This window comes from Arthrobacter gengyunqii (assembly GCF_023022985.1).
Taxonomy (GTDB): Bacteria; Actinomycetota; Actinomycetes; order Actinomycetales; family Micrococcaceae; genus Arthrobacter_B; species Arthrobacter_B gengyunqii.
The window spans coordinates 3,222,808-3,236,537 of sequence record NZ_CP095461.1; the positions used below are offsets into that span (position 1 = coordinate 3,222,808).

Annotated in this window: 11 protein-coding genes; 2 read left to right on the forward strand and 9 right to left on the reverse strand. The window is 66.2% G+C overall.

The features are described 5' to 3' along the window. Positions 1 to 2 precede the first annotated feature (2 nt). The 6 genes from MUG94_RS14880 to trhO all read right to left on the reverse strand — a co-directional run bounded on the left by MUG94_RS14880 (position 3) and on the right by trhO (position 9,302). Positions 3 to 833 carry a sugar phosphate isomerase/epimerase family protein gene (locus tag MUG94_RS14880; protein ID WP_227890493.1) on the reverse strand — a complete coding sequence of 277 codons (831 nt, stop codon included), beginning with the start codon at positions 831 to 833 and terminating at the stop codon, positions 3 to 5. Next, positions 834 to 1,868 carry a Ppx/GppA phosphatase family protein gene (locus MUG94_RS14885; RefSeq protein WP_227906923.1) on the reverse strand — a complete coding sequence of 345 codons (1,035 nt, stop codon included), beginning with the start codon at positions 1,866 to 1,868 and terminating at the stop codon, positions 834 to 836. It lies immediately after the preceding gene. A 91-nt stretch (positions 1,869 to 1,959) separates the two neighbouring features. Then, complete coding sequence (gene topA / locus MUG94_RS14890; RefSeq protein ID WP_227906925.1) at positions 1,960 to 4,692, reverse strand: type I DNA topoisomerase; 2,733 nt, start codon at positions 4,690 to 4,692, stop codon at positions 1,960 to 1,962. 172 nt (positions 4,693 to 4,864) lie between these two features. After that, positions 4,865 to 6,505: a DUF7059 domain-containing protein gene (locus MUG94_RS14895; RefSeq protein ID WP_227906927.1), complete on the reverse strand. Its 1,641-nt coding sequence runs from the start codon at positions 6,503 to 6,505 to the stop codon at positions 4,865 to 4,867. Positions 6,506 to 6,554: 49 nt separating this feature from the next. Further along, positions 6,555 to 8,306, reverse strand: coding sequence for an FAD-binding protein (locus MUG94_RS14900; protein ID WP_227906928.1), 1,752 nt, complete (start codon positions 8,304 to 8,306; stop codon positions 6,555 to 6,557). Between the two features lie 102 nt (positions 8,307 to 8,408). Further along, positions 8,409 to 9,302: an oxygen-dependent tRNA uridine(34) hydroxylase TrhO gene (gene trhO / locus MUG94_RS14905; protein WP_227906930.1), complete on the reverse strand. Its 894-nt coding sequence runs from the start codon at positions 9,300 to 9,302 to the stop codon at positions 8,409 to 8,411. 82 nt (positions 9,303 to 9,384) lie between these two features. Between trhO and MUG94_RS14910 the strand changes: the two genes are divergently transcribed. Both MUG94_RS14910 and MUG94_RS14915 read left to right on the forward strand, forming a co-directional pair. Continuing rightward, the gene (locus MUG94_RS14910; protein WP_227906932.1) at positions 9,385 to 10,035 is read left to right on the forward strand and encodes a GNAT family N-acetyltransferase; all 651 of its coding nucleotides are present in this window, start codon (positions 9,385 to 9,387) and stop codon (positions 10,033 to 10,035) included. Between the two features lie 90 nt (positions 10,036 to 10,125). Then, positions 10,126 to 12,504 (forward strand): DEAD/DEAH box helicase, encoded by a 2,379-nt coding sequence (locus tag MUG94_RS14915; RefSeq protein ID WP_227906934.1) that lies wholly within the window; start codon positions 10,126 to 10,128, stop codon positions 12,502 to 12,504. Positions 12,505 to 12,530: 26 nt separating this feature from the next. On the opposite strand, the gene MUG94_RS14920 is transcribed toward MUG94_RS14915, so the two are convergent. The 3 genes from MUG94_RS14920 to MUG94_RS14930 form a co-directional block, all read right to left on the reverse strand. Then, on the reverse strand, positions 12,531 to 12,872 hold the full coding sequence (locus MUG94_RS14920; protein WP_227906936.1) for an Rv3654c family TadE-like protein: 342 nt from the start codon (positions 12,870 to 12,872) through the stop codon (positions 12,531 to 12,533). A 122-nt stretch (positions 12,873 to 12,994) separates the two neighbouring features. Further along, the gene (locus MUG94_RS14925) at positions 12,995 to 13,366 is read right to left on the reverse strand and encodes a TadE family type IV pilus minor pilin (RefSeq protein ID WP_227906937.1); all 372 of its coding nucleotides are present in this window, start codon (positions 13,364 to 13,366) and stop codon (positions 12,995 to 12,997) included. A gap of 3 nt (positions 13,367 to 13,369) precedes the next feature. Next, positions 13,370 to 13,687: a DUF4244 domain-containing protein gene (locus MUG94_RS14930; protein ID WP_227906939.1), complete on the reverse strand. Its 318-nt coding sequence runs from the start codon at positions 13,685 to 13,687 to the stop codon at positions 13,370 to 13,372. Positions 13,688 to 13,730: the final 43 nt, after the last annotated feature.

Below are 13,730 nucleotides of genomic sequence, written 5' to 3' on the forward strand. Positions count from 1 at the left end.
CGCTACTCCGAAATCTGGCCCAGATTCATGCGGGCAAACTCCAGCGTCTGCTTCAGCTGGTCTTCCCGCTCCCCTGCACCCTTGGCCTTGCGGGTGCTCACTTCAATCGCCACCACCCCGGCGAATCCGGTTTCGCTTAGGTACTGCAGGGCCTCGGCGCAGCGCTGGGTGCCTTCGCCGGGCAGCATGTGCTCATCGCGCCCGTTGGGGGTGCCGTCGGTGAGGTGCACGTGGTGCAGCCGGGATCCCAGCTTGCGCAGTTCCTCATAGGAGTCCATGCCGGCAATAGCCGCGTGGGAGAAGTCCCAGGTGACGTGCTCATAGGGTTCGGGGATGGGGTTCCAATGCGGCAGGTAGGCCTTGGCCTCACGCCCGCGGACCCGCCACGGGTACATGTTTTCCACCGCAATGGTGACCCCGTACTGGTCTGCGATGTGCCGCACGCCCTCGGCAAAGTTCTCGGCATACCCGGACTGCCAGCGGAACGGTGGATGTGCCACCACCGTGGTGGCTCCGACTTCCGCGGCCATGGCGGCGGAGAGCTCAATCTTGGTCCAGGCCTTGCCCCACACCTGCTGGGTCAGCAGCAGGGTAGGCGCGTGGATGGCCAGGATGGGCTGTGAATAACGCTCGCTGAGTCCGTTCAGGGTTTCCGGGTTCTGGCTGTCGCTGTTGCCGGTAACCATGATTTCCACGCCGTCGTAGCCCAGATCATGGGCGATGGCGAAGGTGTCATGCACGGACAGCGGGTAGACGGAAGCGCTGGAGAGGGCCACTGGAATGACCTGGGCGCCGCTTTCGTCCACCGATGGAAACTGGGGTGAAATAGGCATTCAGTTGGACTTTCCGTAGATAAGGCTGCGTTCGGCTCCGGAGCCGGAACCCAGGACCTGAGGGATGCTCTCCGTTCGCGGACTGTCGGGAAGCGGCCCGTCCGATTCGAAGCGGAGAGTGTCGAAACGCTGCAGGATCAGCCCCTCGCGCAGTGCCCACGGGCAAATCTCCAACACCGGCAGGTCAAAGGCTTCCATCGCGGCATGGGCGGTCATGGCACCTGCCAGTACCTGGGCGGCACGGATCGGCGACACTCCGCCGAGGTTGCTGCGGTCATCGATGCTCATGGTCTCCAGCCGTTTGGTCCACAACCCCAAGTCTGTGCGCTCCAGGCGACGACGAACATAGGGGCCCGCTGCGGACGGCGCGGCGCCTGCAATACGGGCCAGCGACCGAAAGGTTTTGGACGTGCCCACGGCAAGGTCCGGCCGGCCCTGGAGTTCAAACTCAGCGGCAGCATCGCGGACCGCGCCACGGATGTATTTGCGCAGCTTCTTGATGCTTTTGGCAGTGGGCGGATCACCCGTCAGCCAGTCCCGGGTCAGGCGGCCGGCTCCCAGCGGCAGGGACAGCGCAGTTTCGGGCAGCTCGTCGGCGCCCTGCGCCATTTCAAAGGACCCGCCGCCAATGTCCAGGTCCAGCAACGTTCCTGCTCCCCACCCGTACCACCGGCGGACGGCCAGGAAGGTGAGGGACGCCTCCTCGGGCCCGCTGAGTTCACGCAGGTGGACACCGCTTTCGGCCTCGACCCGGGCCAGCACGGCCTCACCGTTGGCTGCCTCGCGGATGGCTGAGGTACAGAACGCCAGCAGGTCCTGGGCGCGGTGACGGCGGGCAAAGTCACCGGCCTCGGCAACGAAATTGATCAGCTCGCGCTGGCCCGCTTCGGTGATGGCGCCGTCGTCGTCCAGATGGGCGATCAGCGACAGCGGACGCTTATGGGAAGCGAACGGCACGGGCCGGGCACCCGGGTGCGCGTCCACCAGGAGGAGATGGACGGTGTTGGAGCCGATGTCGAGCACGCCTAATCGCATGACACCATTATCCGCTCCGAAAACGCAGCCGCTGCACACAGCGGCTGCGTCCGGGCCGGGATCCGCTTCGCTGCCGGAGCGGGCGGTTCGCCTACTTCTTCGCCGGTGTGCGCTTGCGGGCCGCGGGCTTGCGGGCGGCAGGCTTCTTGACCGGACCCTTTTCGCGCTTTTCCGCGAGCAGGTCAATGGCCTGCTCGCGGGTCAGCTCTTCAATGGCGGTGGACCGCGGAACCGTGATGTTGGTGATGCCGTCGGTGATGTACGGACCGAAGCGGCCGTCCTTGACCACAATGGGCTTTTCCGACACCGGATCCGTACCGAATTCGGCCAGCGGAGCCGCAGCCTGCCGGCCGCCGCGCTGCTTGGGCTGGGAGTAGATCTCCAGCGCCTGTTCCAGCGTGATGGTGAAGATTTCCTCCTCCGATCCGATCGAACGCGAGTCAGTGCCCTTTTTCAGGTACGGGCCGAAGCGTCCGTTCTGCACGGTGATCTCGTTGCCTTCGGCGTCGGTGCCCAGCACGCGCGGGAGCTTCATCAGCTTCAGCGCTTCCTCAAGCGTGACGGTGTCCACGCTCATGGATTTGAACAGCGACCCGGTGCGCGGCTTCTGCTTCACGGGCTTCTTCGGCGGCTTGGGCTTGCCGTTCTTGTAATACTCCACCGGCTGGTTCGCCAGTTCCTCGGCGGTGACCTCGGGGATCAGCTCAATTACGTACGGTCCGTAGCGGCCGTTGCGGGCCACGATGGTGCGTCCCGTTTCCGGGTCCTCGCCCAGGACACGTTCTTCCGGTCCGGCCGTCTCCATCAGTTCGATCGCCTTTTCGGCGGTCAGCTCATCCGGAGCCAGGTCTTCGGGAACGTTGGCGCGCTCGGGTTCGGTGCCTTCCGGGGCGTCAGCGGGCAGCGGGCGTTCCAGGTAGGGGCCGAACTTGCCCACGCGCAGGACGATTCCCGGTGCAATCTCGATCGAGTTGATCGCCTTGGCATCGATCTCGCCGAGGTCGTTCACGATCGTGTGCAGGCCGGTGTCCACGCGGTCACCGTAGTAGAACTGGTTCAGCCACTCCACGCGGCCGGCCTCGCCGCGGGCAATGCGGTCCAGGTCCTCTTCCAGTTCGGCGGTGAAGTCATAGTCCACGTAGTCCGTGAAGTGCTCTTCCAGCAGGCGGACCACGGAGAAGGCGATCCAGCTCGGCACCAGTGCCTGGCCGCGGTTGGTGACATAGCCGCGGTCCATGATGGTGGAGATGGTGGCGGCGTAGGTGGACGGGCGGCCGATGCCGAGTTCTTCAAGCACCTTCACCAGCGAGGCTTCGGTGTAGCGCGGCGGCGGGGACGTCTCGTGTCCGACGGCGTTCAGCTCGGCGGCCGTGAGGACGTCGTCGGCCTTCAGGACCGGCAGGCGTGCGCCGTCGGTGCCTTCGGCGTCGTCGTCGCGGACGGCGTCGCGGCCCTCCTCGTAGGCGGCCATGAAACCGCGGAACGTGATGACGGTGCCGGAGGCGGAGAATTCGGCGTCCCGGCCGTCGGACGCCACAGCGCCGAGGCGGACGGACGCCGTGGAGCCCTTGGCGTCAGCCATCTGGGAGGCGACGGTGCGCTTCCAGATCAGTTCGTAGAGCTTGAATTCGTCGCCGCGCAGCGAGGACGCCACCTGCGCCGGAGTCCGGAAGGAGTCACCGGCGGGGCGGATGGCCTCGTGGGCTTCCTGCGCGTTCTTGGACTTGCCCTTGTACACGCGGCGCGCTTCGGGCACATACTCGGGGCCGTACAGTTCCGAGGCCTGGCGGCGGGCGGCGTTGATCGCCTGGTCCGACAGTGCGGGCGAATCGGTACGCATATAGGTGATGTAGCCGTTTTCATACAGCCGCTGGGCCACCTGCATGGTCACCTTGGAGGAATAGCGCAGCTTGCGGCCGGCCTCCTGCTGCAGGGTGGAGGTGGTGAACGGGGCGGCCGGACGGCGGGTGTACGGCTTTGTGTCCACTGAGCGGACAGTGAACGACGACGATTCCAGGTTCGCTGCCAGCGAGGTGGCTGCCGCTTCGTCCAGGTGGGCAACGGCCTTGCCCTTGAGCTCGCCTAGGTCGCTGAAGTCCTTGCCGGTGGCGACGCGGGCGCCGTCCACGGAGACCAGCTTGGCCTTGAAGGATTCGGCCGCTCCGGTGGCAAAGGTTCCCAGCAGGTCCCAGTAAGAGGCGGTCCGGAATGACATGCGTTCGCGTTCACGTTCCACGACCAGGCGGGTAGCCACGGACTGCACCCGGCCGGCGGACAGGCCGCGTGCCACCTTGCGCCAAAGGACGGGAGAGATTTCGTAGCCGTAAAGGCGGTCCAGGATGCGGCGGGTTTCCTGCGCGTCCACCATGGCCACGTCGACGTCGCGCATTTCCAGCAGGGCGCGCTGGATGGCTTCCTTGGTGATTTCGGGGAAGGTCAGGCGGTGAACGGGAACCTTGGGCTTGAGCACCTGCAACAGATGCCAGGCAATGGCTTCGCCTTCGCGGTCACCGTCAGTTGCGAGGTAAAGCTCGTCGGCGTCTTTCAGGGCAGCCTTGAGTTCGGCAACCTTCTTCTTCTTGTCCGTGGACACCACGTAATACGGCTCGAAGTCGTTGTCCAGGTCAACCGCGAACTTGCCCACGGCCGTCTTCTTCAACTCGGCCGGCAGGTCCGACGGCTGCGGCAGATCCCGGATATGACCCATTGAAGCCGTCACCTCGAAGCCCTCGCCCAAATAAGCGGCAATGGTCTTGCCCTTGGCGGGAGACTCGACAATGACTAACTTCTTGCCGGTCTTCTTGTCCGTCGCCTTAACTGGCACTGTTCTCCTACGTACGAAGGTGGTTCAAAAGTATGGGTTGTTGTGTCCGGGCTCTGGTCCCTGGACCGCTACATCCTCAGACAGTATGCGGGATGCCCCAGCACTAGGGTAACCGCATTGAATGGGAGTTGCTGACGATAGGACCGAAAAGCCGAACGTCCCCCGGCGGCCGTTAACTGGCAGCGGGAACCAGGAAACCGTCCAGCACCAGGTTGCGGACCTCGGCTTCCAGTCCGGCGGCAAACTCCGGTTCCGGGCGCTCCAGCAGCACTGCAAGCGCCCCGATAATCTGCCCCACGGACAGTTCCCCGTCACTGGCGGAGACAAAGCCGGTCAGCTCCGTGCTCATCAAATTGGTGCGCCGCAGCCCCGCTCCCTGACGCAGCAGGATGACGCCGGGATGTTCGGCACCGGGCCGTGAGTGACGTTCCTCGGTGACGTCGTCGGCTACCTCCAGGTGCGCGTTCTCCAGCGAGGGGAGCGCTGCGAGCCAGTCAAAACGCCCGACGGCGGCGCCAAGGTGCGGTCCAACGGGTTGTTCCAGCGGATGGGTGATCTCCTCAAACCGCCGCAGCGGTGCGGCTCCCGGCACGGGCCGGCGGCGCAGGAAGATGGATCCGAAGCCGATGGCCCGCACCCGGCGGGAGGCGAAATCCTCAAGGTAGGCGGCGTAGGAGTCCAAATATTCGGCACGGTTCCGGTTCTCTGCGGCGTCTCGCAGCCACATTTCCGCGTATTCGGCGGGCTCCAGGATTTCGCGCTGGATCACCCACGCATCTGTTTCCGGCGGCAGCCAGGACTCCAGCCGCGAGGACCAGTTCCGGGACCCGGTTTCCTGCGTTTCACGAAGCTCACTGTTGGCAAGATCACTCTCCTGGATCTCCCAGTTGCCCAGCATTTGCGCCGTGCCGCCGGGAACCAGGACATCCTGAAGGGTGCGCACAAGGGTGGCTACGATTTCATCTCCGGCCAGGCCGCCGTCGCGGTAGGTGAAGCGGTCCTCCGCGTTCTCGGCCCGGGTGCGGGGCGTAATCACGAACGGCGGGTTGGACACCACCAGGTCAAACTGCTCTCCGGCGACCGGTTCCAGCAGGCTGCCCATGCGCAGTGCCACCCGCTTGCCAAGGTGCTGCGGATCCAGGTCCAGGGCGCGGGCATTCAGCAGCAGATTGAAGCGGGTGAATGCGAGCGCCCGTTCCGAAATATCCGTTGCCGTGACATGCCGGGCATGGCGGAGAAGGTGGAAGGCCTGGATGCCGCAGCCGGTGCCCAGGTCCAAGGCCCGCTCCACCGGGCGGCGGATGGTGAGCTGAGCCAAGCTCAGCGAGGCCTGACCGATGCCCAGCACGTGGTCATGCCGGAGGACTCCCGGACGCTGATGTGCACCCAAATCGCTGGCCACCCAGAGGTCCACGCCGTCGGCGTCGTCGTCGATTTCATACGGCCGAAGGTCGACCGCTGCGCGGAACGTTCCGTTCGGCACGGCCTCGGCCAGTCCCAGCGCCAGCAGCCCCCGGGTGCCGGCCCGCGGCAGTGCGGCGTCCAGCGGTTCAGCGTCCACCTCTTCCCCGGCCAGCCACAGCCGGATCAGGACGGAAACCGGATCCGGTTCCGCCTTGGCCGTCTCTTCACGGCAGCGCAGGATCGCAGGCACCAGCTGATCGCGGCCCAAGGCGGCAGCGGCGGACTCCCCCAGGAAGTCCGCCACTCCGTCCACCGTGTAGCGTGCCTCCGCCAAATCCGCGGCCAGGGCCTGGAGCAGGGGAAGGTCGGAACTCTGGGGTGCATCCGGTACACCGGCAAAATCAGTCACTCCCCCAGTTTATGGCTGGCCCGCCGGGCGTCCGGACACAGGGATTCCGCTAAGAAGCAGAAACCTCCTCCAGCTCGCCGCGTCCGGCGGACACCGGTTCGGCCGTCCGCCCGGCCGCGTGCCGTGCCGCCAAGTAGCCGAAGACCGCAGCCGGGGCAATGGTGGCGCCGGCACCGGGATACGTCCTGCCCATGACCGAGGCGGTGGTGTTCCCGGCTGCATACAGGCCCTCGATGACCGACCCGTCTTCGCGGAGCACCCGGGCATCCGGATCCGTCACCAGTCCGCCCTTGGTGCCGAGGTCCCCCGGGTAGAGCCGGACAGCGGTGAACGGTCCTTTTTCCAGCGCACCCAGGTTGGGGTTGGGCTTCACTCCGGGATCGCCGTAGTAATTGTCATAGGCGGTGTTGCCCCGGCCAAAGTCCTCATCCACGCCGGTGCGGGCGAAACCGTTGAACCGCTGCACCGTGGCCGCCAGGGCCGCCGCCGGGACGTTCATTTTTTCGGCCAGCTCTTCCACCGTGTCAGCCTGCAGCAGCAGGCCTTCGGCCGCCCATTTCTTCTTCCCCACCATGATGGCCGAGAACAGGTAGCGCCGCCGGTGCCGGGCTTCCATCACCAACCAGGACGGATTGGCCGTCACGGTCTGGTTGCGTTCGAGCATGTGGTGGCCAAAGTCCACATAGGATTCGGATTCGTTCAGGTACCGCTGGCCGGACGAGTCCACCACCAGCGAATGGGGCATGGAGCGCTCGGCCAGCGAGAAGGCGACGCCGCCGCCGGGGGCCACCGTGGACGGCCCCCACCAGGCGTCATCCATGAGTGCCAGGGCTGCGCCGCGCTGGGCCGCCAGGTCAATGACGTCGCCCTGGTCACCCTCGGGCGCGGAAGAGTATTCCTGCTCCAGCCCGTGATACTTTTTGCGCCATTGCGCATTGCGGGCGAAACCGCCGGCTCCCAGCACCACGCCCTTCCGTGTCCGGATCCGCACGCTGCGCCCGCGGCGGGTAACAACGGCACCCACCACCGCGCCGTCGTCGTCCTGGATCAGGTCGATCAGGGGCGAGGACAGCCACACAGGGGTCTGCTGCTGGCGCACAATGTGCATGAGCGAGGAGGACAGTGCGCCGCCCAGCCCATACAGCCGCTTGCCGCGGGCGAGGCCGCCCAAAGTGCGGAAGACGAAGCGCGCGCCGCGGATAAAGCCGCTGGGCGTGGACCAGGCGCGGGAGAGTTCCCAGACGTCGTCAGTCATCAGCGGCACGGGAACGCCGGACTTGGCGGCGCGCGACTGCTTGAACCAGGTTCCCAGCACCTTGGTGTCGAACGGGCGGACCTCCAGGGAGCGGCCGATCATGCCGCCGGGTTTGTCCGGGTAATAATCCGGATAGTCCTTGGACCGCATCCACTGCACGCCCAGGGCGCCCAGCATGGTGACGACGTCGGGAACGGCATGCAGGAAGGCCAGCTTGCGCTCTCGGGAGGACACCGGGCCGACGTCGTCGATCACCGTTTCCATGTAGGTGAGGGCCTTTTCCGTGCTGTCAGGCACACCTGCCCTGGCCATCAGCGGGTTGTTGGGCATCCACATCCCGCCGCCGGAAACGGCGGTGGTGCCGCCCCAGACGTCGGTGCTTTCCACCACCAGCACGTCCAGTTCATCCTCGGCGGCGGTGATCGCGGCCGTCAGTGCAGCCGCGCCGGTACCCACCACCAGGACGTCGACAATCCGGTCCCAGTCCTCCCCTGCCGGTGTTCCTGCCTGCGCACTGCCGGTGTTTTCCTTGTGCTCCTGTGCCATGGCCTGCTCCCCCTATGGGTCTGCGTTCCCCGGACGACGGTGTCCGGGGTGAAACGCACGCTACAGGTGGAGGGCACAACAGGCCAGAGGCACACAGCGTCCCTACTCGGTGCAGCCGTCAGGGCAGCGCAGCGTCGAAGGGTCCGCGGCGCACTCAGCGCAGTACAGGGTGAGCTTGCGGCAGGAGGGATTGGAGCAGTTCTCGAACTTGCTGGTGGGTGCGTCGCAGCGCACGCACTTCCCGATCGTGGCCGCGTCCTCGGTGAACTCGGTGTGCATCCGCTTGTCGAACACATACAGGGACCCTTCCCAAAGTCCTTTGTCCCCGTAGGCCTCGCCGTAACGGACAATCCCGCCCTGCATTTGGTAGACCTCTTTGAAGCCGCGGTTGATCATCAGGGAGGACAGCACCTCGCACCGGATGCCGCCGGTGCAGTAGGTGACCACGGGCTTGTCCTTCAGCTCGTCGTACTTCCCTGAATCCAGTTCGGCGATGAAGTCGTGGGTGGTGGAAACATCGGGCACCACGGCGCCCTTGAATTTGCCGATCTGCGCCTCGAAGGCGTTCCGGCCGTCAAAGAAGACCACCTCCTCGCCGCCGGCCTTCTTTTCCTCCACCAGCTCGTGCAGTTCCTCGGGCCGCAGGTGGGTGCCCCCGCCCACCACGCCGTTCTCATCCACTTTGAGCTCGCCGGGGGCGCCGAAGCTGACGATTTCGTCGCGGACCTTGACGCTCAGGCGCGGAAAGTCCTCGGCTCCGCCTTCGGAGTACTTGATGTCCATCTTCTTGAAGGCCGGATACTCCCGGGTCGCCTTTACATACGCCTTCACGGCGCTGAGCTCGCCGCCCACGGTTCCGTTGATGCCGTCACGCGAGATGAGGATCCGTCCGCGCAGCCCCAGTTTTTCGCAGAGGGTGCGCTGCCACAGGCGGATCGCCTCCGGATCGGAGAGGGGCGTGAAGGCGTAATACAGTGCAATTCGATTCATGGCCACTCATTAAGGGTAGACCGGAGCGGGACGCTGAATTTCATCAGCGCACATACCTTTCGCCTCCCGGCGCCGCTAGTGTTCATTCATGAGAGTGCTGAATGACGATTTGCTTGAAACCTGGGTGACCGGCTGGTCCCGGGCACGCGGTTACCAGACACGGCGCGAAGGCCGTTTTCCTGCGGTGCTGCTGCATGACAAAACGAACGACTGGGAGTACTTCGCACTGGAGCCTTCCCCCGATGAGTTTGCCGCACTCGCGTCCTCCGCCCGGATGAGTCCGGAACGGCTGTTCACGATCGTCACCGAACGAGTGAATGAAACCCGCGGCACTGCCCTCGTTTACGGTCTCAACGTCCGGTCAACGGACGAGGTTTTCATGACCATGGACATGATCGGACAGGACATCGAGGATCCACGGCCCCTGGACGGGTTTGACTGTGAAACCCAGCGCAGCGGCACAGTGGGAACTGTCACGGTCACGGCCGGGGGCGAGCTCGCGGCAAGCGGCAGCGTTGCCATCGTGGACGATACGGCGGTCTACGACCGCATCGTCACGGAGCCCGGCTACCGCCGGCGCGGGCTGGGCAGTTATGTGATGCGGGCGCTGACCGCTGTGGCCCTGGAGCACGACGTCGATGCCGGGCTGCTGGTGGCCACCGCCGACGGATTGGAGCTGTACCGATACCTAGGTTGGGAGAACGTGGCCAGCGTGGTGATGTTCGAGCCGAAGCTGTAGTCCCGGGAAGAAACCGCCCGCAGTTCAGCCTGCGGCTGAGCGGGCGGTTTGGACTGCGGCCGTCCCGCCGCCCGGTGGGAGAATTGCACAGTGGCCCTACATGATTCCCTGATCCCCCTGCTCGGCTCCGGCGCCGACCCGGAACAGTTGGTGCATGTCCACGAAATCCCGGCCCGGCAGGCTGTTCCGGTTCCGTGGCCGGACTGGGCACACCCCGACGTCGTCGCCGCCTACGGCACGGTGGGCGTCCACGAACCCTGGCGCCATCAGATTGAAGCCGCGGAGGCTGCGCACTCGGGGCGGCACACGATCATTTCCACCGGCACCGCCTCGGGAAAATCCCTGGCGTACCTGCTGCCGGTGCTGGATGAGATCCACCGCACCGCACTGGATGACCGGGTCACCCTGGAGCCGACCGGGTCGGTGGCCCTGTATCTGGCCCCCACCAAAGCGCTGGCCGCCGACCAGCTCTCCGCCGTGAACGCGCTGAACCTTCCCACGGTGCGCGCTGAAACATACGACGGCGACACCGACACCGGCGCCCGGCGCTGGATCCGGGACCATGCCAACCTGGTGCTCGCCAACCCGGACATGCTGCACTTCGGGGTACTGCCCAACCATGCGTGGTGGGCGAGGTTCTTCCGCCGCCTCAAGTACGTCATCATCGATGAGGCCCACAGCTACCGCGGCGTGTTCGGCTCCAATGTAGCCAACCTCATGCGCCGGCTGCGCCGGATCTGCCGCTACTACGGCGCCGATCCGGTGTTCATCGGTGCGTCCGCCACGTCGGCGGACCCGGCTTCCTCCTTCGGGCGGCTCATCGGCGGCGAAGTCACGGCCATCACGCGGGATGCCTCTCCGCACGGAGCCACCACCGTGGCCCTCTGGGAACCGCAGCTCACCGAGCTCAAGGGCGAAAACGGGGTGCGCTCCCGCCGGACCGTGATCGCGGAAACCTCGGACCTGCTGGCGAATCTGGTGGCCGCACAGGTCCGCACCATTGCCTTCATCAAGTCCCGGCGCGGCGCCGAAACCATTGCCACCATCACCCGGCGGCTGCTGGACGAGGTGCATCCTTCCCTGCCGGACCGCGTGGCGGCGTATCGGTCCGGGTACCTGCCCGAGGAACGCCGCGAGCTGGAACGAAGGCTGCGCAGCGGCGAGCTGCTGGGAATCTCCAGCACCTCCGCACTGGAGCTGGGCATCGACATTTCCGGGCTGGACGCCGTCCTGGTGGCCGGCTGGCCCGGCACCCGTGCTTCCCTGTTCCAGCAAATCGGCCGGGCCGGACGGTCCGGACAGGACGCACTGGCTGCCTTTGTGGCCAGCGATGATCCGCTGGACACCTACCTGGTGCACCATCCGGAGGCGATCTTCGACATGTCGGTGGAAGCCACCGTCTTCGACCCGTCGAATCCCTACGTCCTGGGACCGCACCTCTGCGCCGCCGCCGCTGAAATCCCGCTGACCCCGGACGAGCGGGAGCTCTTCGGCCCCACCGCTGCCGGGCTGCTGGATTCCCTGGTGGAACAGGGCTACCTGCGCCGACGGCCCTCCGGCTGGTTCTGGACGCATTCCGAAAGCGCCGCGGCCATGGTGAACCTGCGCGCCGACGGCGGCGGGCCGATCAATATCGTGGAGTCCGACACCGGCATGCTGCTGGGCACCATGGACTCCCCGCAGAGCCAGTACCAGGCCCACACCGGTGCGGTGTACGTCCATCAGGGACAAACCTTCATGGTGGATGAGCTCAACGAGGCGGACCACTGCGCCATGGTCACCCGCGGCAACCCCGAGTTCTACACCCAGGCCCGGGACGTCACCCAGATCGAGGTGATCGAGACCGAGCGGACCTCGCAGTGGGGCGAGATCCAGGTGTGCTTCGGCACCGTCAAGGTCACCACCCAGGTGGTCTCCTTCCAGCGAAAGGCCCTGATCTCCAACGAGATCCTGGGCGAGGAACCACTGGAACTCGAAGCCAAGGAACTGTTCACCAAGGCCGTCTGGTTCGTCATCGACGAGCACCTCCTCACAGGTGCCGGGCTGATTCCGGCGGACTTCCCCGGCGCCCTGCATGCCGCCGAGCACGCCTCCATCGGGATGCTGCCGCTGATCGCCACCTCCGACCGGTGGGATATCGGCGGTGTTTCCACCGCCCTGCACGCGGACACCGAGAAGCCCACGATCTTCGTGTACGACGGGCACCCCGGCGGTGCCGGCTTTGCCGAACGGGCCTATGAAGCCGCCGAGCTGTGGCTGACTGCCACGCGCGACGCGATCCGTGCCTGCGAGTGCGAGCGCGGCTGCCCGTCCTGCGTGCAGTCGCCCAAGTGCGGGAACAAGAACAATCCGCTGTCCAAGGCCGGGGCGGTGACCCTGCTGCAGGTGCTGCTGGACAACGCCCGCAACAGGGAAACCGAAACCGGCGGATTCCTGGATCCTGCCGCTGCCGCCCGGCACTCGGGCTAAACACGGACGTCGCGGCACACGGACGTTCACGGCGGCGGCCCCGCCCTGGCCTGACCCGTGGCAGAACTCATCAGCAGCGGAACCCGCACTTCCGTTTCCACCTGCACACTCTGGTCTCCGGCATCCACCGTGCACCCGGTCAGCACGGCACGGTTGCGGGCAGCGACCTCCCCGGCCGCACTGCACGGATCCCCGGGCCGGAGTTCCCGCACGGCATCCGCGGCGGCCAGCGCCGCGAGGTCGGCCGCGGTGGCCGCCCTGGTTGCCGCCACCGTGGTCTGCAGCAGCAGCAGAACAGCCCCGCACAGGACCAGCAGCAGTAGGCCGGCCCCGAGCATCAGCACGGTTCCGGCTCCCCGCTCGGACATTCCTCCTTTCCCGCTCAGCCCACGGGCGGTCTGTTGGCCCACGGGCGGCCCTCCCTCCTGGTTGTTTGCCGCTGGTTGCATACCGCTGGTTTGGTGTTCCGAACTTCGCGTCCCGCGGTGTTCTAGCCGCCCGGCGCCAGGGACTCCGGAAGAACAGCTGCCGTGGCGGTCACTTCCAACGGCAGCAGGTCAAGCAACGGAGCTGCGACCGACGACCTGACTTCCACCTGCATCCACTCCCCGTTCACCGAGACGGCTATCAGGGCATTGGGGCCGGCGATCCTCCTGGCGGCGTCCTCCGCCTCCGCACCGCTTCCGCGCATGAGTTCACGGGCCGCAGCACGCGCGGCTTCCTCGACGCGGAGCTGGGTGGCTCCCGCCGCCACCCCCGTGAGGACGGCGGCCAGGAGTAGAACCACCGCGGGCAGGCCGACGGCCAATTCCGCCGTGACTGCTCCCCGAGCGGCTGTGTCGAGCGGCCCCGCCCGTTTCACCTCCTACCCCAGGGTGAGCGCACTGCGGATCAAGCCCATCAGCAGCGTACGGACCTCCCCGCTGCCCAGGACCGCCACAAGCAGGGCGGCGAAGGCCACGGCCGCCAGGGTGGCGATGGCATATTCGGCGGTCGCCATTCCCGCTTCCCGGTCTCGGATGCTTATGCGGCGGCGGGCTGCTTTGTCGACCGGAAACGGATACACGTTCTCCGGTGGCTGAGGATAGAGGACGGTCACCGGCGCATCCGTCTCGTAGCTCGGTTCGCCGCTGTAGCTTCGGCCGCGCTGGGCGGTGGTAACGGATCTGCTTAGACCTGGCATGGTTCCTCCTGTTGTGATTGCTGCGACCTGTAACTGCTCCGCT